This is a genomic window from Acidovorax sp. 100 (assembly GCF_003688355.1).
Classification (GTDB): Bacteria; Pseudomonadota; Gammaproteobacteria; order Burkholderiales; family Burkholderiaceae_C; genus Acidovorax; species Acidovorax delafieldii.
The window spans coordinates 3,561,372-3,585,704 of record NZ_REFD01000001.1 but is presented as its reverse complement, the minus strand read 5'-3'; the positions used below and the strand labels follow the sequence as shown (position 1 = coordinate 3,585,704).

Sequence of the window (24,333 nt, the reverse complement as noted above, 5' to 3'; positions counted from 1 at the left end):
ATGCCCCCTTCGCGCTGTGTCCGACTGCATTGCTCAGGAAAGCCCGCGTTGCAGACGGCATTCCAGAATTTCAAACCACGAGGAAACACCACCATGGAACACACCCTTCCCCCGCTGCCCTACGCCATCGACGCACTGGCCCCGCACTACAGCCAGGAAACCCTGGAGTACCACCACGGCAAGCACCACAACGCCTACGTGGTGAACCTCAACAACCTGCAAAAGGGCACCGAGTTCGAGTCTCTGACGCTGGAAGAGATCATCAAGAAGGCCAGCGGTGGCATCTACAACAACGCTGCGCAAATCTGGAACCACACCTTCTTCTGGAACTGCATGGCTCCCCAGGGTGGCGGTGAGCCATCGGGCGCACTGGCCGCAGCCATCAACGCCAAGTGGGGCAGCTACGCCGCTTTCAAGGAAGCCTTTGTGAAGTCCGCCGTGGGCAACTTCGGTTCGGGCTGGACCTGGCTGGTGAAGAAGGCTGACGGCAGCGTGGACATCGTGAACACCGGCGCCGCCGGCACGCCCCTGACCACCGCCGACAAGGCCCTGCTGACGGTGGACGTGTGGGAACACGCGTATTACATCGACTACCGCAACATGCGTCCCAAGTTCGTCGAAACCTTCCTCGACAAGCTGGTGAACTGGAAGTTTGCTGAAGCCAACTTCGCCTGATCGACCCGCGCAGTCGCGGTGTGGCGCCCACATCGCGCAGGCAACAAAAAACGGCCCTCGGGCCGTTTTTTGTTGCACGACAGAAAATTTGAAGTGTTTTCGGCTGGATGCGTTAGTGAATTATGGTTCTGTTGCTGCTAAATATGTAGCATCAGCAGCCCTTGGCTTCACTGCCGGGCAAACGGGGTCCCACTGAGTTTGGCCCCGGCCTTGATGCCCTTCTTGGCAAACCAGCCCTGGTTCATCTCCAGCACGTAGCGCACGGGCTTGGCCGAACAGTGTGAATCCAGTGTCTGGGGCTTCATGTCCTCCAGGTTCACGATGGTGCCGTCATCGGCAACGAAGGCCGCCGTGAGCGGCAGCAAGGTGTTCTTCATCCAGAAGCACTGCTGGGAGGGCTGCTCAAACACAAACAGCATGCCTTCGTGCGCGGGCATTTCCTTGCGGTGCATCAGGCCGGTCTGGCGCTCCTGGGGGGTGAGAGCGACCTGGGCGTCGATGCGGTGCATGCCGGCCGTCAGTTCCACGCGCCGCAGGTTCATCTGCGGGCCTTCCTGCGCCTGGGCGACCCCAGCGGGCGCGGCCAGTGCACATGCCGCCAGCCAAACCCCCCAGGCCCCGACGGCGCGGCGGGCACGGCTGGGAACACCGGTCGCCCCGCGCAGGGCGGCGAGCGGGAAGGCTGGGAGGGCGCGTGAGGCGGTCATGGGCGGGACTTTCTGGCAAAAAAAGACAACACAGGGTGCGGCAGCTGCGCCAGGGACGGACTGCAGCGCTCGCAAAAAGTTCAGGCGGTGCGCAGAGTATGCGAAGCACCAAAGAAAACGCCCGCAGGAGCGGGCGGTTTTTGAATCGGCGAAGGCCTGAGGGCCCCGTGGTGGGTATGTCAGGCCTTGCGATCAGGCGGCCTTGTGGGCGGTTTTCTTCTTGGCGACCTTTTTGGTGGTCTTTTTCTTGGCGACCTTCTTGGTGGCCGGTGCTGCTGCCTGGGCCGTCATGGGAGCGGCTGCGGGAGCGGTGGTGGCAGGGGCGGCTGCGGGTGCCTGTGCAAAAGCACCAGCAGTGAACAGACCGGCCACGAGGACAGCGAGGAGTTTTTTCATATATGCCGTTTCCAGTGTGAACGAAGGTTGAAGGGCCGGACGAATTCCGTACGGCTCCACTCGCAACGATAGCAGCGCGCGGCCCGTTGACAGGGTCTTGGACGAAATTTTTTGTCATTAGAATGGTTTGAAACCACACTGGCGCGCCTGCGGCGGTGCTTCTTTTCCTCGCTTTGCCCCTCATCGACCGAATCAGACTCGGCGCACATCGGAGACTCCCCACCCATGACCACCTACCAGCACATCGTGGTGCCTGCCGAAGGCCAGAAAATCACCGTCAACGCCGACATGTCCCTGAATGTGCCGGACGAGCCCATCATCCCCTTCATCGAAGGTGACGGCACGGGCCTCGACATCACGCCCGTCATGATCAAGGTGGTGGATGCAGCCGTGGCCAAGGCCTACGGCGGCAAAAAGAAAATCCACTGGATGGAGGTGTACGCGGGCGAAAAGTCCACCAAGGTGTACGGTCCCGATGTGTGGCTACCCGATGAAACCCTGCAGGTGCTGCGCGAGTACGTAGTGTCCATCAAAGGCCCGCTGACCACGCCCGTGGGCGGCGGTATCCGCTCGTTGAACGTGGCGCTGCGCCAAGAGCTGGACCTGTACGTGTGCCTGCGCCCTGTGCAATATTTCAAGGGCGTGCCCTCGCCGCTGAAGGAGCCTGAAAAGACCAACATGGTCATCTTCCGCGAGAACTCGGAAGACATCTACGCCGGCATCGAGTTCGAGGCCGAGTCGGACAAGGCGAAAAAGCTCATCAAGTTCCTTCAGGACGAGATGGGGGTGAAGAAGATCCGCTTCCCCAACACGTCCGGTCTGGGCGTGAAGCCCGTGTCCATTGAGGGCACGGAGCGCCTGGTGCGCAAGGCCATCCAGTACGCCATCGACAACGACAAGCCCAGCGTGACCATCGTGCACAAGGGCAACATCATGAAGTACACCGAAGGGGGCTTTCGCGACTGGGCCTATGCCTTGGCACAGAAGGAATTCGGTGCCGAGCTCATCGACGGTGGGCCCTGGTGCCGCCTCAAGAACCCCAAGAACGGCAAGGAAATCACCATCAAGGACAGCATCGCCGATGCCTTCCTGCAACAGATCCTGCTGCGCCCTGCCGAGTATTCGGTCGTGGCCACGCTGAACCTGAATGGTGACTACATCTCCGACGCGCTGGCGGCACAGGTGGGCGGCATCGGCATTGCCCCTGGCGCCAACATGTCCGACTCGGTGGCCTGCTTTGAAGCCACCCACGGCACGGCGCCCAAGTACGCGGGCAAGGATTACGTCAACCCCGGCTCCGAGATCCTGTCGGCCGAGATGATGCTGCGCCACATGGGCTGGACGGCGGCTGCCGACCTGATCATCAGCTCGCTGGAGAAGTCGATCGCATCCAAGAAGGTGACCTACGACTTTGCCCGCCTGATGGAAGGCGCCACGCAGGTCAGCTGCTCGGGGTTTGGGCAGGTCATGATCGACAACATGTGATGAGCCTCCGCTGCACCGCGGCCTGAAATGGGCGGCCTTGGATGCAATGGCACCCCTGATCCTTGAGGGGTTCAGGGGTTTGTTTTTTTGCGCGGCCGGGTTGGCATTTCAGTGTTGGTGTTTTGCGGCATTCCCCCCTAATATGGGTTGGCGCTTTCGCCGCAATGCGCTGCCCTGGCCCTCACGACGCAGGGTGATGGGTGTGCCGTGTGGCGAAGGGGTGGTGACCAGGTACAGCACTGCGAGTGTGGTGTGCGCCTTTTCCACCCACACAACAACACCGACACCGGGGCCAACGCGGAGGCACACCAGGCACAGCCGACGCTGTGATGCCACCGCCCCCGGAGCGAGAGGGCTGCATGGCGACTGACTTTTCTGCCGGGTACTGGGAGCAAAACCCCGATGCATTGCTGGTGCTATCACCCCAGGGCGTGGTGCTGGAGTGGAACCCGGCGGCCGAGCTGATCTTTGGCTATTCGCAGGCCGAAGTGCAGGGGCGCTCCATCCTCGACCTGATCGTGCCCCAGGGCCGCGCGCATGAAGAGGATCTTTTCCGTGCCGAGGCCCTGCGACTGGGCACTTCGGTGCAGGAGGCTGTGCGCCGCCGCAAGGACGGCTCGCTGGTGCATGTCAATGTATCGACCAAGGCCGTGTGCGATGCGGCCGGGCAGGTGCTGTACTTCTTGTCGAGCAAGAAGGATGTCACCCAGCTCAAGGTGCAGCGCGATGCCAAGCTGCTGGAGGCACGGTTTCGCGACCTGCTCGAATCCACCCCCGACGCGATCGTGATGGTCAACGTGACCGGGCGCATCGTGCTCGTCAACTCGCAGGCCGAGCGCGTGTTTGGCTACCCCCGCTCCGAGTTGTTGGGCCAGGCGGTGGAGGTGTTGTTACCCCACCGCTACCGGGGTGCCCACCTGGGCCATCGCAGCGGGTTTTTTGGCCAGCCGCGCACGCGCACCATGGGCGCGGGGCTGGAGCTGCATGGCCTGCGCAAGGACGGTGGCGAGTTCCCGGTCGAGATCAGCCTGAGCCCCATCGACACCGAAGAGGGCACCATGGTGATGAGCGCCATCCGCGACATCACCGACCGCAAGCGCGCAGACCAGAAGTTCAAGGACCTGCTGGAGGCCGCACCCGACGCCATGGTCATCGTCAACCGCGAAGGGCGCATCGTGCTGGTCAACTCCCAGGCGGTCAAACTGTTTGGCTGGAGCCGCGATGAGCTGCTGGGCCAGCCCATTGAGTTGCTGGTGCCCCAGCGCTTCAGCGCCCGCCACCCCGACCACCGGCGCAATTTTTTTGCCGAACCGCGTACGCGCTCCATGGGCGCAGGGCTGGAACTGCACGGTTTGCGCAAGGACGGCAGCGAGTTTCCGGTAGAGATCAGCCTGAGCCCGCTGGAGACGGAGGAGGGCCTGTTTGTCTCCAGCGCCATCCGCGATGTGACGGAGCGCAAGCGCATCGAGCAGGTGCTGCGCGACAAGAACCTGGAGCTGGAGAACGCGGCGCTGGTCAAAGACCGTTTTCTGGCCAGCATGTCCCACGAGCTGCGCACACCGCTCAACGCCATCATTGGCTTCACCGGCACGCTGCTCATGAAGCTGCCCGGCCCGCTCAATGCTGAACAGGACAAGCAGTTGCGCATCGTGCAGACCGGCGCCAAGCACCTGCTGTCGCTCATCAATGATCTGCTGGACGTGGCCAAGCTCAGCGCCCACAAGGTCACGCTGAACCTGGAGCCGGTGGACTGCAAGACCCTGATCGACGAAGTGTCTGCGACACTGGAACTGGAGGCGCGGCGCAAGGGCTTGGCCTTTGCCGTGCATTCGCCGCCGGTGGATGTCTTGCTGCTCACCGACCGGCGCGCGCTCAGTCAGATTCTCATCAACCTCGTGGGTAACGCCATCAAGTTCACGCAACAGGGGCGGGTGGATGTGGTGCTGCAGGAGTTGCAGCTGCCCAACGGCCGCGCCGTGCAGCTGCGCGTGCAGGACACCGGGCCAGGCATACCGCTGCAGGAGCAGCCCCGGCTGTTCGAGGCGTTTTCGCGGGTGGAAAGTGCGGACCGCCGCCACCACGAAGGCACGGGCCTGGGCCTGCACCTGAGCCGCAAGCTGGCCGAAGCACTGGGAGGCACGCTGGGTTTTGACAGCACCGAAGGCCTGGGCAGCACCTTCACCCTGCAATTGCCGGAGCCCCTGGCATGACAACCACCATCCATCCCGCCACCATTCTGGTCATCGAGGACGATGACGCAAGCCGCCTGCTGGTCACCTACCTGCTGGAAGCCGCTGGCCACCGCGTGCTGGCAGCCGAAAACGGTGCCGTGGGGCTGGACCTGGCCCTGGCCGAGAGTCCGGACATTGTGTTGTGCGACCTGCAGATGCCGGTGATGAACGGCTACGAGGTGGCCCGCGGCCTGCGCGCCAGCCCACGCTGGCGGGTGGTGCCACTGGTGGCGGTGACTGCGTTCTCGATGCCCGGTGACCGCGAAAAGGCCCTCGAAGTCGGCTTTAATGAACACCTGTCCAAGCCCATCACGCCCGAGACGTTTGTGCAGCAGATCGAGGCGTTTTTGGCTGGTGCCCACCCGGCTCCGCCCCAATCAGGTTGAATATCCAGCACGTACAGCATGGCAAAGATCCTCGTCGTCGATGACCTCCCCGCCAACCGCGCCCTGGTGGTGACCCTCATCGGGCACAGCGGCCACCAGGCGCTGGAGGCGGCCGATGGCGCCGAGGCGCTGGCCGTGGTCCGTGCCGAACGCCCCGACCTGGTGATCTCCGACATCCTGATGCCGACCATGGACGGCTTTGAGTTTGTGCGGCAACTGCGCTCTGAACATGGCCTGGCGGCCACGCAGGTGATCTTTTGCAGTGCCCACTATCACGAGGAAGACGCCCTGCGCCTTGCCAAGGCCTGCGGCGTGACCCAGGTGCTGTTCAAGCCCTGCGAGCCGCAGGACATCCTGGCCGCTATCGAGCAGGCGCTCACGCAGATCCGCCACCAGCCCTCGGTGGCGCTGGAACACAGTTTTCAGACCCATCACCTGCAGTTGATGACCGACAAGCTCACCGGCAACATGGCCGAGCTGGAGGCCATGAACCGGCGCCTGTCCGCGCTGACCGATCTGAACCTGCAGCTGGCCTCCGAGCGCGATCCGCAGGTGCTGCTGGCCAATGTGTGCCGGGGTGCGCGCGAGCTGGTGGGCGCGCAGTACGCCGTGTTGTGCGTGGTGCGCAAGCACAGCGACGGTGCCATCACCTGCACCAGCGGCATGGACCCGGCCCTGCAGAACGGACCGCTCGATCTGCCTGTGGTGTCGCATGGGCTGTTGGGGCAGCTGCGGGCCGAACGCCGCCCGCAGCGCCTGGTCAATGCCGGCGGCGATCCTGTGGCGCTGGGTTTGCCCGCAGGCTATCCCCCGGTGCACACGGCAGTGATCGCACCCATCGTGTCGTTGTCGTTCTCCTATGGCTGGCTGTGTCTGGCCAACAAGCTGGGGGCCGATGCCTTCAGCGCCGATGACGAAAAAGTCCTCGCCATCCTGGGCGCGCAGGTGGGCCGCATTTATGAGAACGGCAGCCTGTACCAGGAGATTCAGCAGCACGCCGACCAATTGCAGGTGCAGGTGCAAGAGCGCCAGCGGGCCGTGGATGCCCTGCGTGCCAACAAGGCCAGCCTGCGCCGGGCCCAGGCGCTGGCCAAGATATCCCACGTCATCAGCGGGCCCGATGGCGCCTTCGAAAGCTGGCTCGATACCTTGCCCGACATGCTGGGCCTGGACGAGAGCGCCATGCCCCGCTCGGCTCGCGAATGGCTGGCACTGGTGCACCCCGATGACCGCGACATGTTCCGCCACCATGCGCTGCAGGCCGCCCACCTGGGTGCGCGCATGGATTTCACCTACCGGGTCCTGCGTGGAGACGGCCAGCCGCTGTACTTGCGCCAGGTGATGGAGCCGCTGGAGGACGAGGCGGGCCGTGGGGAGCAGGGCCGCTGGTTCAACACCATCCAGGACATCACCAAGGAAAAGCGCGCCGAAGAAGAACTGCACGAAAGTGACCGCCGCTTCAACGACATGCTCGACAAGGTCGAGATGATCTCGCTGATGCTCGACTGCGAAGGACGCATCACCTACTGCAACGACTACCTGCTGCGCCTGACCGGCTGGCAGCGCGACGAAGTGTTTGGCCGCAACTGGTTCGATCTGTTTGTGCCACCCGAGATGGGCGATGTGCGCAGTGTTTTTGCGGACGTGCTGGCCGATCGGCCGTCAGCGTGGCACTACGACAACGAGATACTGACCCGCTCTGGCGGGCGGCGCCTGGTGCACTGGAACAACACCGTGTTGCGCTCGGTGGGCGGGCAGGTGACCGGGGTGGCAGCCTTGGGAGAAGACATCACGGCCCGCCGGGATGCCGAGCGGCGCATCAAGCGCCTCAACCGCGTGTACGCCGTGCTCAGCGGCATCAACACCTTGATCGTGCGCGTGCGCCAGCGCGACGAGCTGTTCCGCGAGGCCTGCCGTGTTGCGGTGGAGCAGGGCCAGTTCAAGATCGCCTGGATCGGCCGCGTGGACCATGCCTTGCAAGAGGTGGTGCCGGTGGCGCTCGCCGGGGCCGGGGCAGACTTCCTGATGCATGTGCGGCGCCGACTATGGCTCAGCGAAACCCCCAGGGAGGGCGAAAGCCTGAGCGCCAGTGTGGTGCGCACCCAGCAGGCCGCGGTGTGTGAAGACATTCAGAGCGACCCACGCATTCTGGTGCCGCAGGAGCTGGCTGCGCGCGGCGTGGCATCCATGGCAGTGTTGCCCTTGCTGGTGGCGCACGAGGTGGTGGGCGTGATCGCCCTCTTTGCAGACGAAGCCGGGTTCTTTGACGATGACGAGATGCACCTGCTGACCGAGCTGGCGGGGGACATCGGTTTTGCCATGGACCACCTCGACAAGGAAGAGCGGCTGAACTATCTGGCGTATTACGACGACATCACCGGTCTGCCCAACCGCACCCTGTTCCTGGAGCGCAGCGGCCAGCACCTGCGGCCGCGCGAAGGGGCCAAGGCGCTGCTCGGCATGGGGCTCATGGACATCAGCCGGTTTCGGTTCGTCAACGACACCCTGGGGCGCCAGGAGGGGGACGAACTGCTCAAGCAGGTGGCGCAGCGCTTGCAACAAGCGGCGGGCGACGCGTACGACGTAGCACGCATTGGCGTCAACAGCTTTGGCATCGCCGTGACCGACGCGCGGGACGCGGGCGCAGTGGCGCTGGCCCTGGATGGCCTGATGCGGGCCTGTTTTGATGCGCCCTTTGTGCTGGGCGGCACCGAGCTGCGCATGGCCGCCAAGGCCGGTGTTGCGCTGTACCCCATGGATGGTGCCGATGCAGAGACCCTGCTGCGCAACGCCGAGGCAGCCCTCAACAAGGCCAAGGCCTCGGCCGACAGCCTGCTGTTCTACACCTCGGAGATGAACACCCGCGTGGCGGAGGCCCTGAGCCTGGAAGGCCGCCTGCGCGACGCGCTGGAGCAAGGCCAGTTCGTGCTGCACTACCAGCCCAAACAGCACCTGGCCACGGGTGCTATCGCCGGGGCCGAGGCCCTGATCCGCTGGAACGATCCCCGCCGTGGACTGGTGCCACCCGCGCAGTTCATCCCCATTCTGGAAGAAACCGGTCTGATCTACGACGTGGGCCGCTGGGCGCTGCGCCAGGCCCTGGCCGACAACCTGCGCTGGCGCCAGGCGGGGCTGGCGCCCCTGCGGGTCGCCGTCAATGTGTCGTTCTTGCAGCTGCGGCACCGGGGCTTCATTGCCGAGGTGCGCGACGCCGTGGCCCACGACGCAGGGGCGGCCGCAGGGCTGGAGCTGGAGATCACCGAAAGCATGGTCATGGACGATGTGCAGCACAGCACCGCCAGCCTGCATGCGCTGCGCGAGATGGGCATCACCATTGCCATCGACGACTTTGGCACGGGGTTCTCATCGCTGAGCTACCTGGCCAAACTGGCGGTGGACACGCTCAAGATCGACCGGTCCTTCATCCTCAACATGGCCTCGGGCCCGCAGGGCGTGGCGCTGGTCTCCACCATCATCAACCTGGGGCATTCGCTGGGCCTGAAGGTGGTCGCCGAAGGGGTGGAGACCGAGGACCAGTCCCGCCATCTGGCACTGCTGGGCTGCGACGAGATCCAGGGATACCTGTTGAGCAAGCCGGTGCCTGCCGAGGTGTTTGAGGCGCAGTTTCTCCAGACCCTGGTGGCGAAATAGCGGGCAAAAAAATGCCGACCTGCAGGTCGGCATTCGGGGGCTACGTAAGGCCCTCGGTGGACGAGTGGGCCGCAAAAAGCAGCAGCGCCCCCAGCCCTGGGTCCTCAGCGTATTCGCTTTCAGCCCTTTTGCACCATCTTGATGATGCTGGAGAAGTCCAGCGCGCCGTGGCCTGCCAGACTGTGTGCTGCATACAGATTGCGCGCCATGCCCCCCAGCGGCGTGGCGGCCTTCACCGCCATCGCGTTCTCCTGCGCCAGCCCCAGGTCCTTCAGCATCAGGTCCGTGCCAAAGCCGCCCGCGTAGCCTTTGCTGGCGGGCGCGGTTTCCATCACGCCGGGGTAGGGGTTGTACTTCTCCAGCGCCCAGTTGCCGCCCGAGCTGCGGCGCATGATTTCGCTCAGCACCTTGGGGTCCAGGCCGTTGGCGACGCCCAGGGCAATGGCTTCGCTGGTGCCAGCCATCAGGATGCCCAGCAGCATGTTGTTGCAGATCTTGGCCGTCTGGCCTGCGCCCACGCTGCCGGCGTGGAAGATGTTGGCGCCCATTTTTTCGAGCACGGGGCGGGCGCGTTCCAGGTCGGCCGCATCGCCGCCCACCATGAAGGTGAGGGTGCCTGCAATGGCGCCGCCGGTGCCACCCGACACGGGCGCGTCGATAAAAGCCACGCCCTTGGCCTTGGCGGCTTCGGCCACCTTGCGGGAGGTGGCGGCTGCGATGGTGGAGCAGTCGATGATCAGCGTGCCTGCAGGCAGCTGCGCCAGCAGGTCGCCCGCGCCGAGGAACAGGCCTTCCACGTGCTGGCTGGCGGGCAGCATGCTGATGACGACTTCAGCGCCTGCGACTGCTGCCTTGGCGTCAGCGGCGATGGGCACGCCGTCTGCGGCCAGCTTGTCGCGGGCGGGTTGGGAGAGGTCGAACGCGCGCACTTCGTGGCCTGCCTTGTGCAGGTTGTGTGCCATGGGGCCGCCCATGTTACCGAGGCCGATGAATGCGATTTTCATGCTGTGTTGCTCCTGGATGTCGTTGTGATGGTGAAAGGAAAAGGGTTGGTGCTTGGTATGAATTTGATAGCTACCAGCGCATATTTATCTAGCGCTTGAGCCCCAAAACATCTGAAATCAATTGGTAATGTCTGCTCCGCGGCCCGCCAGCTCAGCGCGGAGCACCGAGCGGTGGCAGCGGGCTTCGTCCTCGCAGTAGCAGCCCAGCGATAGGGCGCTGTGGTGCGACAGCGCGGCCAGCAAATCCAGCGTGCGGCTGGCCTCGGGCTGGGCCAGTTCCTTGCGGAATTGCTTGGCGAAAGTCTCCCACGCCTTGTCGCCTTCTTGGCCGCTGGGCACCTGCTGGCCCTGGGCCATGAGGTCGGCGCTGGGGGAGAGCAGGGGGTACCACACGTCGTAGTAGTCGCGGCTGGCGAACTCGGCCTTGGGCACGCCGCGCGGCGGGCGGCGCACGGTGCCGATGCGGGTGCCTTCCCCAGCGGCGCGCGGGGTGCCAAGGCGGACGATGCGAAGGGGCATGGTGGGGCTCCGGGTGGGGTGTGGAGGGGCGAGTCAGTCGTCGGCTTCGAAGATGCTGTGCTTCTTGGCTGCGGGCTTTTTGGCAGGCGGCTTGGCGATCTTGGCGGTAGCGCTTGTCGCGCTTTTCGCGCGCGTACCTGTTGCTGCGACTTTCTTGGCAGTAGTTGGCCGGGCTTTGGCGGCATCCCTTTTTTTCTTGGGCGGTGCCGCCTTGGCGTGCGGGTTGTAGGCCAGTGCTTCGTCGATCCAGAAGCTCCATTGCGCCCGGGTGGAAAAGCCGTTGGGCTCCACCCAGAAGTAGCCCTTCATCCCGCCGCCGGGTGACAGCTCGCGTGTGTTCTGCATCTCCTGCAACTCTCCGTGCCGCTCCGGCGGTAACCGCACCAGCAGCTCTTCGCCCTTGACGGCGATGCACATCTTGCCGTCCACGAAGAAGGCGTGCGTTCCAAACAGGGCACGCTCTTCCACGTCGCTGCGGTGGGCGAGCGCCGTGCGCACGGCGTCAATCAGGTGCAGGGTTTCGTCAGACAGCGGACGGGCGGGCATGGTGAGAGCTAAAAATGCCGGTAGCGCTAGTGCAATATGCCTGGGTGGCTATGAATGTTGTAGCTACCGGATGGCCTCGGTGGCATCTCCATCCAGCATGCGCCGCGCAATGATCACCCGCATGATTTCATTGGTGCCTTCCAGAATCTGGTGTACGCGCGCGTCGCGCAGCAGGCGCTCCAGCGGGTATTCGCGGATGTAGCCGTAGCCGCCGTGCAACTGCAGGGCGTCATTGATGACGGTAAAGCCTGCGTCGGTGGCAAAGCGCTTGGCCATGGCGCAGTAGGTGGATGCATCGCGCGCACCGGCGTCGAGCTTGCTGGCGGCCAGGCGCACCATCTGGCGGGCGGCGACCAGCTCGGTCGCCATGTCGGCCAGCTTGAACTGCAGGGCCTGGAAGCTGGCGATGGGTTTGCCAAACTGCTTGCGGTCTTGCATGTACTGCTGCGCGGCGTTCAGCGCGCCTTGCGCCGCGCCCACGGAGCAGGTGGCGATGTTGATGCGACCGCCGTCCAGGCCCTTCATCGCGATCTTGAAGCCTTCGCCCTCGCGGCCCAGCAGGTGGTCGGCGGGGATGCGCACGTTGTCAAAACTGATGGTGCGCGTGGGCTGGCTGTTCCAGCCCATCTTCTGTTCCTTCTTGCCGTAGCTGATGCCGGGCGCATCGGCGGGCACGGCAAAGGCGCTGATGCCGCTGGCGCCCGATTGCGCATCGCCGGTGCGGGCCATGAGCACCAGCACGTCGGTGCTGCCTGCGCCGCTGATGAAGGCCTTGGCGCCGTTGATGACGTATTCGTTGCCGACCAGCTCGGCGCGGGTCTTGAGCGAGGCGGCGTCGGAGCCCGCGCCGGGCTCGGTGAGGCAGTAGCTGGCGAGCTTTTCGCCCGTGGTGAGCAGCGGGCCCCAGTGGTCGCGCACGGTGGGCGTGGCCCAGGTGCCCAGCATCCAGGTGGCCATGTTGTGGATGGTGATGAAGGCGGTGGTGCTGGGATCCACGGCCGCCATTTCTTCAAAGACCAGCGTGGCGTCCAGCCGGGGCAGGGCGAGGCCACCGGCGGCTTCGGGTGCGTACAGGCCACAAAAGCCCAGCTCGCCCGCCTTGGCGATGGCTTCTTTGGGGAAGATGCCTTCCTCGTCCCAGTGCGCGGCGTGGGGTGCGAACTCAGCTTGTGCAAAGTCGCGGGCCGTCTGGGCAAAGGCGCGTTGTTCTTCGGTGAGTTCAAAGTCCATGGTGTTCTGTCTCGTCGTCGGTTCTTGTTGTTCTGGGGGCCTTGCTCAGGGCTTGGCGGACGGGTGGTCCAGCGTGAGCCAGCGCATCAGGCCTTTGCGGCGCGCCTGGGTTTCGGCCGTCAGGCACTCGTGGTACAGACGCGGCCACTGGGGTTGCGATTCGTTGCTGCGCTGCGCCTGCTTGCAGCGGGTGGTGCGCTCGCGCTGCCAGGCCGAGTGCTCCTGCCGCAGCTGGGGCCGCTCGTGGGCCGACAGGGCGCGCATCACGTCGCCGTAGAGGATGGCGATCTCGGTGTCTGCCGCCTGGAAGGCTTGCACGGCGCAGGCGTTGGTTTCTTCCACCGTGCCGCCGGGTTTGCAGGCGGCACCGGCCTGTGCGTGGGCATCGGCACCCATCAGCATCGCGCAAGCAGCACCGAAGACCATGGCCCATCTCTGCATCGTTGTCTGAATAGTTTGCATGCCCTGCTTTTACCACCGCGCACAGCGTTTGAAACCGGCGCGGACAAAAGCGAGGTAGCCGCGCAAGGGCCGCCAGTCACCGGGTCAGGCGCTGGCTGCGTCCCCCTTCCGCATCGCGCAGCGATGCAGAGAAAGGGGGAAGCGGCGAAGCCGCTCAGGGGGTTACTTCAAACTAATCGTGGTGTTCACACCATGCGAGATGGTGCTGTCGTCAAACCAGCGCGCCGTCACCGTCTTGGTCTGCGTGTAGAACAGCACGACCTGCTTGCCGTAGGGGCCCAGGTCGCCCAGCTTGGAAGCGCGCGAGCCCGAGAACGAGAACAGTGGCACTGGCACAGGGATTGGCACGTTGATGCCGACCTGGCCCACGTCGATCTCTTCCTGGAACTTGCGGGCTGCCGCACCCGACTGGGTGAAGATGGCAGTGCCGTTGCCGTTGGGGTTGTCGTTGATGAAGGCAATGGCTTCATCGATGTCGGCAGCGGCCGACAGGCACAACACAGGCCCAAAGATTTCCTGATCGTAGATGCTCATGCCGGGCTTGACGCCGCTGAACACCGTGGGCCCCACAAAGTTGCCCTTTTCGTAGCCTGCCACCACGGGGTTGCGGCCGTCCAGCTCCAGCGTGGCGCCGTCGGCAATGCCGCGCTCGATCAGGCTCTGCACGCGGTCCTTGGCGGCGCAGGACACCACGGGGCCCACGTCCGTGCCTTGTTCCACACCGGCGCTCACCTTCAGGGTCTTGGCCTTGGCGACCAGCTCGGGGATCCACTTTTGCGCCTCGCCCACCAGCACCACCACCGACAGCGCCATGCAACGCTGGCCTGCGGCACCGAAAGCAGCACCGGCCAGGGCGTTCAGGGTCTGTTCCTTGTTGGCATCGGGCATCACGATGGCGTGGTTCTTGGCGCCCATCATGCATTGCACGCGCTTGCCGTTGAGGCTGGCGCGGTTGTAGACATGGGTGCCCACCTTGGTGGAGCCCACGAAGCTGATCGCCTTGATGTCCTTGTGGTCGCAGATCGCGTTCACAGCGGCTTCGCCACCGTGGATCACGTTGAGCACGCCGGGTGGAATGCCGGCTTCAAGCGCCAGTTCGACCAGGCGCATGGTCACCATGGGGTCTTGCTCAGAGGGCTTGAGCACGAAGGTGTTGCCCGTGGCGATGGCCATGGGGAACATCCACAGCGGGATCATGGCCGGGAAGTTGAAGGGGGTGATGCCCGCGCACACGCCCAGCGGCTGCAGCAGGGTGTAGGTGTCCACGCCGCCAGCCACGTTGTTGGCCAGCTCGCCCAGTTGCAGGTTGCCGATGCTGGCAGCGTGTTCGACCACTTCGAGGCCACGGAACACATCACCTTCGGCGTCGGGCAGGGTCTTGCCTTGCTCTGCCGTGAGGATGGCAGCCAGCTCGGCCATGTTTTCGCGGATCAGCTGCTGGTACTTGAGGAAGATGCGGGCGCGGGTGCCGATGGGGGTCTTCTTCCAGGTCTTGAACGCTTCCTGGGCCGAGGCCACTGCGGCATTGATTTCATCGACCGTGGCAAACGGCACGCGGGCCAGCACTTCTTGCGTGGCGGGGTTCACCACGTCACGCCACTCGGTGGACTTGGATTCGACGAATTTGCCGCCGATCAACAGCTTGACGGTGGGGGCCAGTGCGGCCACGTTGGTGGGTGCGTTCATGGGGATGTCTCCGGGGTGGTGAAGGGCCTGCAATGGGGCCAACCCGTGCATGGTATGCGTGCAAATATGTAATTGCAATGCGTTGATTTGCAATTTGGATGTGCTTTTGCGCACATCATTTGCCCTGCACCTTCGCCCTTCAGTTCATGGGCTTCCGGATGTTGGGAAAGCCCTTGGGGCTTGCGCTTCACCCTGTCGACGGGAGGGCTCGCCTCCAAAAAAATAGGGGCAGGCCCTGCGGCCTGCCCCTATTTTTGTGATGCGTGCAGCGTACGTAACGCACTCAATTTCGGGAGGGAAAAATGCCTTCTAAAGCGATGATGAAGCTAACACCCAGGTAGGGTTGCATCACGGAAATGGGTACGTTGTTTCCAGTGCTTCCGGTGTTGTTGTTACCGTTCACCGGTAGGGTCGTATTGGCGCTGGCATTGGGCGCGTACTGTGCATTGCGCTGGTTGGACGCTGCTGGTATGGCAGCTGGGCCTGGTGCCATCAGCGTGCCAAGGTCGGTTGTTGCGGGGGTGGAGAGAGAGACGGGGTGTGTATGTGCAGGCAAATTTGTGGATAGCAACGTGACACTTTCGGTCCCAGAACGCTCGCCTAGGTCTCTGTTTGTAAGTGCCGGGCCCGAACCTTGACCCACGGGAACTCGCCCTCGCAAATCGGGCAAACCGAACGTGTTTTGGCCATCCCCCCCATAGGTAGTTCCTAGAATGGCAAACAAGGCGGTATTCTGGGAAATGCTCATTAGCTGCCCTTGGCAAAAGGCCCATCCGCGAGGGGCGAAATTGCCGGCGAATATTCTGATTTCACCAAGAAGTGGATTACTCATGGGGGTTCCTCATTAAGTCAAAAAGTAGCCGGTCGTCCAGCCGCTGTGTGCGGCTGAGGATGCGGAGAGGGCGGGATAGGCCTGGCGCTCACGCCAAGCCTGGGCATTGAGCTCGGTGGAGCGCTCCCACAGCGGGCCGACGCTGTCACTGGCGGTATCGGCCCACCTGCGTACACCGCGAGGGCCAGTTAGTGAGGCTGTGTGCAGCGTTGCCCAAAGGTCGTGTGCGCTGGTCCCCGGGCTGGCCGCCGCTAGGGCGGTGCCCATGCTGAAGCCCGCCTCGGCACCCAGCAGTGCGCCAGCGGTCCACGCAAGGCCTGCCTGTGCGAAGCCGGCCTTCCAACCAGGTTCTGCGATGTTGGCGGTGGGCCAGCTTGCCACGGTCCATGCACGAACGCCCGTGGCGCCATCGGAAAGCCAGGGAAACCCCGCCAATTCGGTGCGCAGCGAGGCCGTCTGGGCTTGCCACCATTGGGTAAAACGGTCCGCCTGAGAGCCAGAGAACAACGCAATCACCACGTCGGGTTGCTGCGAAACAATCGCCTGTTTCAGGTCACCAAACTCTGGTGAGCGTCCTGGTGCGCCTGCAATGTGGCGGCCCACGATCTGCCCGCCCAATGAGCGCCAGCGGTGCTGGAAGGCCTGGATGAAGTCGTACCCCGACTCGTGCCAGCCCATCGACAGGAAAGCGCGGGGGCCACGTTGCGCATGCACCTTGTCGGCCAGGGCAGATGCCATGGCGCACAGTTCGAGACTGTGGCGAACCTGCAGGGGGTGGTGCTCCGAAGGGGCTGCGATGTCGGCCCCGCTGTCGCTGATCCAGAGGGGCACATCGGCCTTTTCCGTCAGGGCCAATACCTTCTTTGCCAGCAAAGGGGGCATCCACCCCATCACGGCATCGATCTTGCCGTCCTGCAGCGCGGCCCCGATGGCCTTGGCAGGCGCTCCAGGCAAGGGGCCTGCCGACAGCCAGGTCAGCCCGACCTGCGAGGCGCCAGCCTGCGCTAGGCCCAGCTCCACGCCTTGCCGGTAGTCGCGTGCAAGCTGCGGCAGCTTTTCTGATGCGGGCGCGATGCCCAGAATGCGCCACTGGGGGCGAGTCGGGCCGACGGAAGCGAGAACAGGTGCCGAGAGCTGGACGCCGGTGGCCGCCACCGCTCCGCCCGTGGCGAGGAAATGGCGCCGATGCAGGGGCGCGATCATGGCAGTGCCTCCTCAACCAGCGGATGGGAGGCCGCCGGACGGCGGGACTGGCGCAAGTCCTGAATCCTCTGGTAGTGAGGGGCGATCCATTGCGCGGTCAGGGATTGGAGATGGTCGCTTGCCATGCTGTGTTTGGTTTCCGTGTCTGGAACATAGGCTTGGAGGGGGTGCTTGCCGTGCCGCGTGATGCGTTCGCGCATCCGCGCACGGTCATCTGCGGACATTTGCCAGCGCATATGCACGAGCACATTGGTTTCGATGGTGCCGGGCAGCTCGGTATGGTCGAGCAGCAGCGTGCGTGCGGGGTTGAACTCCCGGGCCATGGCCGCATAGATGTCGCCCAGCACCCGTGCGCAGTAAAGCTCAGGCTGCATGACGGTTAGCTCCTGCAGGCTGAGGCCATCCAGGCAGGCGCCCAGTGTGCCTGGCACCAACAAAAATGCGCGCTCTCTCATTTGCGAAACCAGCACAGACAGCGGTTCCCGGGCGAGGAACACCCAGCGCGCTTCGGGCCAAGCCTCGGCCACCAGCGGGGCTTTGTCCGTGTTCCAGGCATCGAGCTTGAGGCTCACGGAATCGAGCCGTGGGCTGGCGCTGTCGCAGCGCTGGGCCCAGGCGCTGACCCATGCGCGCAGTGCACGCAAGACCTGCGCCTTGTCGATGAGCCCGCTGGGCAAGGCCTGGCGCAGCAGAAAGTCCACCGGAGCGGGCTCCGACAGCTGCAGATGGTGCGGACTTTCGGCCAGCGCCTGCGTGATGAGCGTGGAGCCGCAGCGCGAGACGTGGAAGATGACGAGTGATGGATCCAGGCCCGGCGACTGCTCATGCCATGCCAGCAGGTCGCTGAGCGGCGTCTGGCGCCGGAACGCCAGATGGAAAGGGCGCTGCATCTGGCTCTGGATGCCGTGCTGGAAGAAGGGCTCGCGCAGCGGCTCGTCGAGCAAGCGGATCCAGTCCACCATCACCTGGCCTTTGGCGATGTAAAAGCGGATGGGGCGCCAGCCGCTGAAGTTCACAGAATCCATTGTTCCACCCACGCGCGGCGCCCTGCCTTCATGGCCGATTCCACATCCGATGCGTCAAATTGAAAGCCTGCGTCCTGTCCCATGCGCACCGATTCCTGCACGAACTCGGAAGGGTTGGTGATGCCGCTGAGTCTTGTGGAACGCTCTGCATCCGCCCTCACGAAGTCGCGAAACCGGATGAACTGGCTCCACGGGTCGCTGGGGTCGGACAAAGGCTCGCCGCCATCGCTGGCGCGGAAGGCCTCGAACAGACGCATGTCCACCGAGGCGTCCGCCACCAGGTGCACCCGGTTTTGGCTGCCACGGTTGCGAACACGGTGCGGCAGCGATACATCCACATACCAGCACTCGCCAGCTCGCAGCGGAATGCGCTCACCATCGACATGGAAGAACACCTGCTCGCCGGTTTGCAGCGGCACGTGCAGGCGGGCTTCGCCGCGCGCAGCACACACACCCGCATCGGTATGCTCCTTGATTTCGCAGCCGGGCAGCAATTGCATGAGCCGTACGGATTTCCAGGGCAATGCCATGGTCTCCAGCATCGCTCGCAGCGAAGGGCATTGTTCCAAAGCCGGCGTGTCGGCATAGCCCGATGCTGGCACATCAATGGGAACGACATCGATGGGAGCCTCGGGCGCGGAACGCAGTGCAAGTGCCTGCCAACCTCCGTCATGGCGGCCTTCATTGAAATGGGTACGCCAGAGGGAAGCTGGCAGGGCATTCACCTCGGCCAGGGCTGTGGCCGCGTCAAAACGCCAAGGCAACCTGGCGGTCCGCATGCCCTGCACCATCAGGCCATGGGGTTGCAGGTCGGCAAGCGACGAGTCCTGATACGTCATTGCGCGCAGATGGCGTAAGAACTGCAGGCTGTGGTCAACGAGGGTACGCGGTAGGAGTTGAGGAGTCGAACCGACCAGCCCTGGACTCCGGCCGCACAAGCACCGCCCTCGACGGGGCGGTTGGCCGCCACATACACAGCGTCAGCGTCAATTCCGGCAGCGCCGCTTGCGCCCTCGTACCCGCCGCCGACGACTTTTTCACCCACGTTGCAGCAGGAGGTCACTGCGCAGCTGTCTGCCGACCCACTGCCACTTGCCGTTCGAATATTGATGGCAATGGAGTTACTCCCCGCTGGACCCTGGGGGCCTGTCGCGCCTGTAGCTCCGGCAGGACCGGCGGCGCCCGTGGCTCCGGTAGCGCCAGTCAGGCCCGCTACGCCTTGTGCACCAGGGGTTCCTGCTGGTCCGGTAGCACCTGTTGCACCGGCGGATCCAGTGGCCCCAGACGGGCCGGTGGCACCCGTTGCACCCGTCAGGCCGGCTGGACCCGTCGCGCCGGTGGCACCCGTTGCTCCCGTGAGACCTGCTGGGCCTGTGGCACCAGTAGCACCCGTTGCGCCTGTTGTTACTCCGGGGGCGCACTGGCCTAGGCGCCCCGTAGGCCCGTCAAAACACAGCACGCTGGCATTGTTGTTGGCCGTGCCTGACAGACTGGGAACCCTCACTTCGCCGGAGTCTTGCACACGCAGGCGCTCGGTATTGGCGGGTCCCTTGACCACGAATCCGCCGCCGGGAGGCGGTGTGATGCTCACGTCCGCTGCGTGGACGGAAAAAGTTGCCAATGCCAGGCAGGCTTGACCGGCCCACAGCGATTTGTAACGAAAAGTGGTGCGTTTCATAAAGGTCAGGGACTAAGGATGCGGATGGACAACGCAAGCCGGCGCAGGGCCTGCGGCGCAAAAAAGGGAGGCAGTGTGCCAGTGCCTGTGGCCATGGCTAAGTGCGGCAGGTGACTTGCCCTGCGTGTGGCATGTGCATGCCAGCGGACAGCCTCTGGGGCTGCACAAATGTCTTCATTTTTCCTCCCTCGCACTTGACTATTGCTGGCAACCGCTGCGGGTGCCTTGGCCCAATGGGCTCTGGTTATTGCTCGCTGTTCCATTGTCGCGAGCTTCGGCGCGAGCGCAGTGTGCAATAGAAAATATGCGGTGTAAATTATTTTTGTGCGATTTATCTCCCGATGCCCTTGCGCCGTCGCGGGGTTGCGTCTTTGGTCGGCTTTTTTGACCGGTCGTGCGAGTGCACCAGCGCCTGATTTCCGGATTGTCTCGGTCCGGGGCGCCACAATCCGGCTATGGATTGGGATCATTTCCGTTATTTTCTGGAGTTGGCGCGCGCAGGCACGCTTGCGGGCGCCGCGCGCCGCCTAGGTGTGGAGCACACCACGGTGTCGCGTCGCTTGCAGGCGCTGGAGAACCAGATGGGCTCGGCCCTTTTTTCCCGTGAGCCAGGAGGGCATCGGCTGACAGAGGCCGGCCGGCAGCTGATGCCTCAGGTGGAGGCGATGGAGGCCGCTTTTCTTGTGGTTGAAAGTGCCGCTCCCGGTGTACACCAGGGTCTGCATGGATTGGTGCGTATCGGCACCACTGAAGGTTTTGGCAACCTGATCCTAGCGCCCCAACTGGCACAGTTCGCGTCGGAACACCCCGGTTTGGTGGTGGACCTGCTGGCGCTGCCGCGCCTGGTGCACCTGTCGCGCCGCGAGGCGGACATCGTCATCTCGCTGGAGCGCCCGGCGCGTGGCGCGGTGGTGGTCGTGAAGCTGACCGACTACGTGCTGCAACTGTATGGAGCGCGCAGCTACCTGCAGCGCCATGCCCCCATCCACACGCCGGACGACCTGCGGGGCCACACCTTCATCAGCTACGTGGACGACCTGCTGTTCAGCAAGGAACTGCAGATCCTGGACGAGCTGCACCGGCCAGCGCATTTTGCGCTGCGCAGCACGAGCATCCTGGCCCAGTACGAAGCCGCCCGGGTGGGGGCGGGGCTGGCAGTGCTGCCCGCCTTTGTGGCGGCGCAAGACCAGTCGCTGGTGCCCGTGCTGCCTGGGGTGGCGCGCTTTCAGCGCACCTTCTGGATGTCCATGCCGGGCGACAACAAGCACGTGGCCCGCATGCAAGCCACGTGGGCGTTTTTGCGGGAGGCGGTGGCGGCTCAGCAGGGGTTGTTGTTGCCTGCGGTGATTGCTACTTAATTGATAGCTGATAAGTCAATTTCGACTAGCACTACAAGCCCGTTAGATTCCATTTCCTGATTTTTGGGGGCGCTACCTGTGCGGCTGGAGTCCATGGCCCAGGACAGGTTTCGAGGGCGCTCGTGTCGGGGCGGGTATTGGGTGTTTGTCCCCAGCTTTTGGGCCAACCTATCGACGCAACACTTGCCCAGGCGTCCGCCACTGCAGCGGTACCAGGTCATACAGCGGGCTTGGCTCGCGCTGCCAGCCGCTGGTGGGTGCTGCGGTGGTCGTGCTGGTGGGCGAGCCGTTGGTGCCGATGTGAAGACCGGCGAGCTGCTGCATCCACGCGACGTCGATGGCGCCGCCTTGCAAGGGTCTGGAGAAGATCAGCTCCAGCATCTTGCGGCCCTGTGGGTCGCCGCTGCTGGCTGCTACCTGGTACAGGCGCACGGCCTCGGTGTAGTTGGCAGGTACGCCGTCGCCGCGGTGGTAGCGCTGGGCCTCCACGTACCAATCTGCAGCGCTGTAGCGGGCTGATCGGGTGTGGGCGTTGGGACCGCTCTGGATGCGGCGGGCCAGAAGGCGGGCGTTGGCGGCGGCGGCCTCGGATTTTGCAGACGCTGATTGAAACTGGACCATCGCCTGTTCGAGATCGCCGCTGGCGATGAACTCCAGCCCCAGTTCGTTGCCGGCCTGCGCGTTGCCGGCGCGCACGGCTTGCGTCAACAGTTTTTGAAGCGATGGGCTGGTCGTCACTGGGGGCGCTGAGCCGGGATATCGGTCTGGTGAGGACAAACGGGGCTCGGCTAATGGAGCCAATGCCTTGGCCGCATGCCATTCGAGGTATTTGGCAAGCCCCGGATCGGCACGGCCCACCAGCGCAATCCAGTGCATGGCGGTTGAAGGGTTGGGTGCTGCCACGCAGCCGCTGAGCTGGCACCACGCAAGGCCTGCAGGAGCCAGGGGGTGGCTGAGCATTTGCGCACGTTCAAACCAGTGCTGGGCCTGCGCCGGGTCAGCGGGCATGGCCAGGCCATGCAGCGCCAGCAATCCCAACACCCACGCCGCATCGGCAGGCGTCAGGTCGCCCGTTGATCGCGTTGTAGGGGCAGGGGGGGGGCGCGGCTTGCGCGTCGGCACCCCATCGCGTTGCGCGGCGCTGCGAAGTTTTTGCAACATCTTCTCCTGCATGGGGTCGTCAGACCCGGGCACTTGGGGGGACGCGGCGTTCAGGCTGGCGCGATCGATGTCGGTGATTTCCGCGGGCGTGGGCAGCGCCCGCACCGATGCCAGCGCAGGTGCTGCAGTCACCACCGCCATTACCAGGCACGCTGCACCCCAGGCCTGTGCCACGGCGCCATGGGTTGCGCGCCACATGCCCTGCGGTGCATGCAGCGCACCCATGGTGGAATGCGTGGTCGCCGTGGTCGCCGTGGTCGCCGTGGTCGCCGTGGTCGCCGTGGTCGCCGGGGTGATAGTCATCGCGTTCGCCTGCGCAGTGCTTTTCCGACGGTGTTTCACTTGCGCGGGGCGGGTTGTGCAGGCGCACTAGCGGCGGCGGGCAGGGCCCGGCGTGGAATGACTTGCCAGTACACGGCATTGCCGGTGTAGCCATCGGTACCCCAGGCGGTGGCGAAGGCTTCGTTCAAGCGCTCCAGCGCCCGGTAGTTCGGGATGGGCTTGAGCGGCGGTCCGCGCAGCGCCTCGGGCAAACGGGGCGTGCTGTCCTCGTCGGTGGCAAAGCAGGCCACACCTTCGGTGCCGGGGCTGGCTGCGTCCATGATGAAGCCGGGGTTGGGGCTCATCCAGTCGGGGATGCGTATGGCCTGGTTGGCAGACACCCAGCCGGTGGTGTTGGCCTGGTTGGGCAGCAGGCGGATGACTGTGCCGGTGGCATCGGCCAGAAAACACTGCAGGTAGGAGGCGCGCGACACGGTGGCCGACAGGAAGACCTGTTCCCCCACCTCGAATGCAGTGCGCTCCAGCAACACGTTCTCGATCTGCAGATCGATGCTGCGCGCAGGCGGTGGGTCTCCGTACTTGGCCGCCCCCGGATTGCTGCTCACCACATGGATTGCAGTATTGGGAGTGGCAGGACTGGCGGCGATGTGCGGCACAGGCTCTGCGTGCGTGCTAGCCCAGCCAATGCGGGCCAGGGTGCCGTCTGCGGACAGCCCGACAAAGTGGCGCAGCGCCCGTTCGTAGGTCGCAAAGTCCACCACGCCCGTCACCACCATACCGTTGTCCGCCTGAAAGCGCGCCAGGGCTTTGCGCAGCGCCGGGTCGTTGTCCGGCAGGGGTTGCGCGACGGGGGCAAGGTAGCCCCGGCTGACCAGCGAGCGTGCGATGAGCTGGGTGCGCACGGCGGGCGAGCCTTCGTCAAACCAGTCGCGCAGCTGCCGCTGAAAGTCCGGGTGGTTTTGCTCCAGCGTCAGGCATTGCCAGTAAGGCACCCGGGCCCATTTGCCAATGAGTTCTATGGTGGCCAGGTCCACCAGTGTGCGCACTGCACTGCCAGAGCCCTGGGTGTAGTCACGCCCCACGTTGAACTGAACGCCATAAGTGCCGATGCGCCCGGCCAGGTCCACGCCCTGTCCGCCGTTGCCAATGATGACTTCGTTGGCGGAGTCCAGTCCGGGAATCAGAGTGCGGGTGCGAAAGTCGCCCAGGTGCATCTCCAGGCCGATGATGGTGGCGTTGCGGCTCTGGCTGTAGCCCATGTCGATGCGGGGGCCGGAGAGCCCGGTGTCGAACCGGTTGTTGATCACGTTCTGGTCCACGAACGAGATGGCACCCGACAGGTACAGCGCGGGCCGCTGCAGCTGCATCTGGTTGTTGTTGAGCAGGATGGTGGTGAGGTTCTGCACCGTGTCCTGGCGCGCGATGTCCACCTCGTAGTCCACAAAGCGGAAGGCATTGCTCAGGCGCGACATCTGCGACAGGGCCGTGATCACCATGTCCTTGGTGGCCACGGTGACGCGGGTGGAGTAGTCGGGAATCTGCTTGCTCGTGATCAGTGTGGTGGGCAGCTGTGCATCGCGCAGCATGTGGTCCATGCACATCAGCGAGTCGGAGAAGCTGGAGATGGAGCGTGTGGGGCGCACCACGGGGCGGTCGGTGATGGAAGCCAGGCTCTGAAAGGCCTGGTCCTTGCGCGGATCCCTGGGCGTGGCACAGCCAGCCAGTCCCAGTCCGACGACAAGCCAAAACGCTCCATGGATCGCACGCATCACAGGGTGTGGGGAGCGTAGGCGCTGGGGGCGAGAGCATGCAGGCA

Annotated in this window: 20 protein-coding genes; 6 read left to right on the top strand and 14 right to left on the bottom strand. The window is 64.4% G+C overall.

The features are described 5' to 3' along the window. Positions 1–93 precede the first annotated feature (93 nt). Positions 94–675 carry a superoxide dismutase gene (locus C8C96_RS16560; RefSeq protein ID WP_056062412.1) on the top strand — a complete coding sequence of 194 codons (582 nt, stop codon included), beginning with the start codon at positions 94–96 and terminating at the stop codon, positions 673–675. A gap of 167 nt (positions 676–842) precedes the next feature. Here C8C96_RS16560 and C8C96_RS16555 read toward each other — a convergent pair whose 3' ends face one another. Then, complete coding sequence (locus C8C96_RS16555; protein WP_121943011.1) at positions 843–1,382, bottom strand: DUF192 domain-containing protein; 540 nt, start codon at positions 1,380–1,382, stop codon at positions 843–845. Between the two features lie 192 nt (positions 1,383–1,574). After that, entirely contained in the window at positions 1,575–1,778 is a 204-nt protein-coding gene (locus tag C8C96_RS16550; protein WP_056644838.1) for a hypothetical protein, read from the bottom strand. Between the two features lie 225 nt (positions 1,779–2,003). On the opposite strand from C8C96_RS16550, the gene icd reads away from it, so the two are divergent. The 4 genes from icd to C8C96_RS16530 all read left to right on the top strand — a co-directional run bounded on the left by icd (position 2,004) and on the right by C8C96_RS16530 (position 9,531). Further along, positions 2,004–3,263 carry an NADP-dependent isocitrate dehydrogenase gene (gene icd, locus C8C96_RS16545; protein ID WP_015014237.1) on the top strand — a complete coding sequence of 420 codons (1,260 nt, stop codon included), beginning with the start codon at positions 2,004–2,006 and terminating at the stop codon, positions 3,261–3,263. 359 nt (positions 3,264–3,622) lie between these two features. Further along, entirely contained in the window at positions 3,623–5,473 is a 1,851-nt protein-coding gene (locus tag C8C96_RS16540) for a PAS domain S-box protein (protein WP_121943010.1), read from the top strand. Continuing rightward, on the top strand, positions 5,470–5,880 hold the full coding sequence (locus C8C96_RS16535) for a response regulator (protein ID WP_056062437.1): 411 nt from the start codon (positions 5,470–5,472) through the stop codon (positions 5,878–5,880). The genes C8C96_RS16540 and C8C96_RS16535 overlap by 4 nt, the downstream gene beginning before the upstream one ends. An 18-nt stretch (positions 5,881–5,898) precedes the next feature. Then, positions 5,899–9,531, top strand: a complete 3,633-nt coding sequence (locus tag C8C96_RS16530; RefSeq protein ID WP_121943009.1) for an EAL domain-containing protein — start codon at positions 5,899–5,901, stop codon at positions 9,529–9,531. 119 nt (positions 9,532–9,650) lie between these two features. Here the strand turns inward: C8C96_RS16530 and mmsB are convergent, their stop codons facing one another. From mmsB to C8C96_RS16480, 10 genes are all read right to left on the bottom strand, one after another. Next, positions 9,651–10,598 (bottom strand): 3-hydroxyisobutyrate dehydrogenase, encoded by a 948-nt coding sequence (mmsB, locus tag C8C96_RS16525; RefSeq protein WP_255424925.1) that lies wholly within the window; start codon positions 10,596–10,598, stop codon positions 9,651–9,653. Positions 10,599–10,652: 54 nt separating this feature from the next. Further along, the gene (locus C8C96_RS16520; RefSeq protein ID WP_121943007.1) at positions 10,653–11,054 is read right to left on the bottom strand and encodes a DUF488 domain-containing protein; all 402 of its coding nucleotides are present in this window, start codon (positions 11,052–11,054) and stop codon (positions 10,653–10,655) included. A 33-nt stretch (positions 11,055–11,087) separates the two neighbouring features. Then, positions 11,088–11,600, bottom strand: coding sequence for a TfoX/Sxy family protein (locus C8C96_RS16515; protein WP_121943006.1), 513 nt, complete (start codon positions 11,598–11,600; stop codon positions 11,088–11,090). A gap of 63 nt (positions 11,601–11,663) precedes the next feature. Next, positions 11,664–12,830 (bottom strand): acyl-CoA dehydrogenase family protein, encoded by a 1,167-nt coding sequence (locus C8C96_RS16510; protein WP_121943005.1) that lies wholly within the window; start codon positions 12,828–12,830, stop codon positions 11,664–11,666. A 45-nt stretch (positions 12,831–12,875) separates the two neighbouring features. Further along, positions 12,876–13,256: a lysozyme inhibitor LprI family protein gene (locus C8C96_RS16505; RefSeq protein WP_199737484.1), complete on the bottom strand. Its 381-nt coding sequence runs from the start codon at positions 13,254–13,256 to the stop codon at positions 12,876–12,878. 198 nt (positions 13,257–13,454) lie between these two features. Next, positions 13,455–14,978: a CoA-acylating methylmalonate-semialdehyde dehydrogenase gene (locus C8C96_RS16500; protein ID WP_121943003.1), complete on the bottom strand. Its 1,524-nt coding sequence runs from the start codon at positions 14,976–14,978 to the stop codon at positions 13,455–13,457. A gap of 283 nt (positions 14,979–15,261) precedes the next feature. After that, positions 15,262–15,810, bottom strand: a complete 549-nt coding sequence (locus C8C96_RS16495; RefSeq protein WP_121943002.1) for a phage tail protein — start codon at positions 15,808–15,810, stop codon at positions 15,262–15,264. 12 nt (positions 15,811–15,822) lie between these two features. Beyond that, positions 15,823–17,013: a hypothetical protein gene (locus tag C8C96_RS16490; protein WP_121943001.1), complete on the bottom strand. Its 1,191-nt coding sequence runs from the start codon at positions 17,011–17,013 to the stop codon at positions 15,823–15,825. Next, entirely contained in the window at positions 17,010–18,038 is a 1,029-nt protein-coding gene (locus tag C8C96_RS16485; protein ID WP_121943000.1) for a sulfotransferase family protein, read from the bottom strand. The genes C8C96_RS16490 and C8C96_RS16485 overlap by 4 nt, the downstream gene beginning before the upstream one ends. Further along, a complete protein-coding gene (locus tag C8C96_RS16480) occupies positions 18,026–18,877 on the bottom strand; it encodes an aspartyl/asparaginyl beta-hydroxylase domain-containing protein (RefSeq protein ID WP_121942999.1) in 852 nt (283 codons plus the stop codon). Before C8C96_RS16480 ends, C8C96_RS16485 begins: the two co-directional genes overlap by 13 nt. A 1,294-nt stretch (positions 18,878–20,171) precedes the next feature. Between C8C96_RS16480 and C8C96_RS16470 the strand changes: the two genes are divergently transcribed. Next, positions 20,172–21,074 (top strand): LysR family transcriptional regulator, encoded by a 903-nt coding sequence (locus tag C8C96_RS16470; RefSeq protein ID WP_121942997.1) that lies wholly within the window; start codon positions 20,172–20,174, stop codon positions 21,072–21,074. Positions 21,075–21,242: 168 nt separating this feature from the next. Here the strand turns inward: C8C96_RS16470 and C8C96_RS16465 are convergent, their stop codons facing one another. Together C8C96_RS16465 and C8C96_RS16460 are read right to left on the bottom strand one after the other, a co-directional pair. Next, a complete protein-coding gene (locus C8C96_RS16465; protein WP_121942996.1) occupies positions 21,243–22,538 on the bottom strand; it encodes an SEL1-like repeat protein in 1,296 nt (431 codons plus the stop codon). A gap of 35 nt (positions 22,539–22,573) precedes the next feature. After that, complete coding sequence (locus tag C8C96_RS16460; RefSeq protein ID WP_121942995.1) at positions 22,574–24,286, bottom strand: DUF4384 domain-containing protein; 1,713 nt, start codon at positions 24,284–24,286, stop codon at positions 22,574–22,576. Positions 24,287–24,333: the final 47 nt, after the last annotated feature.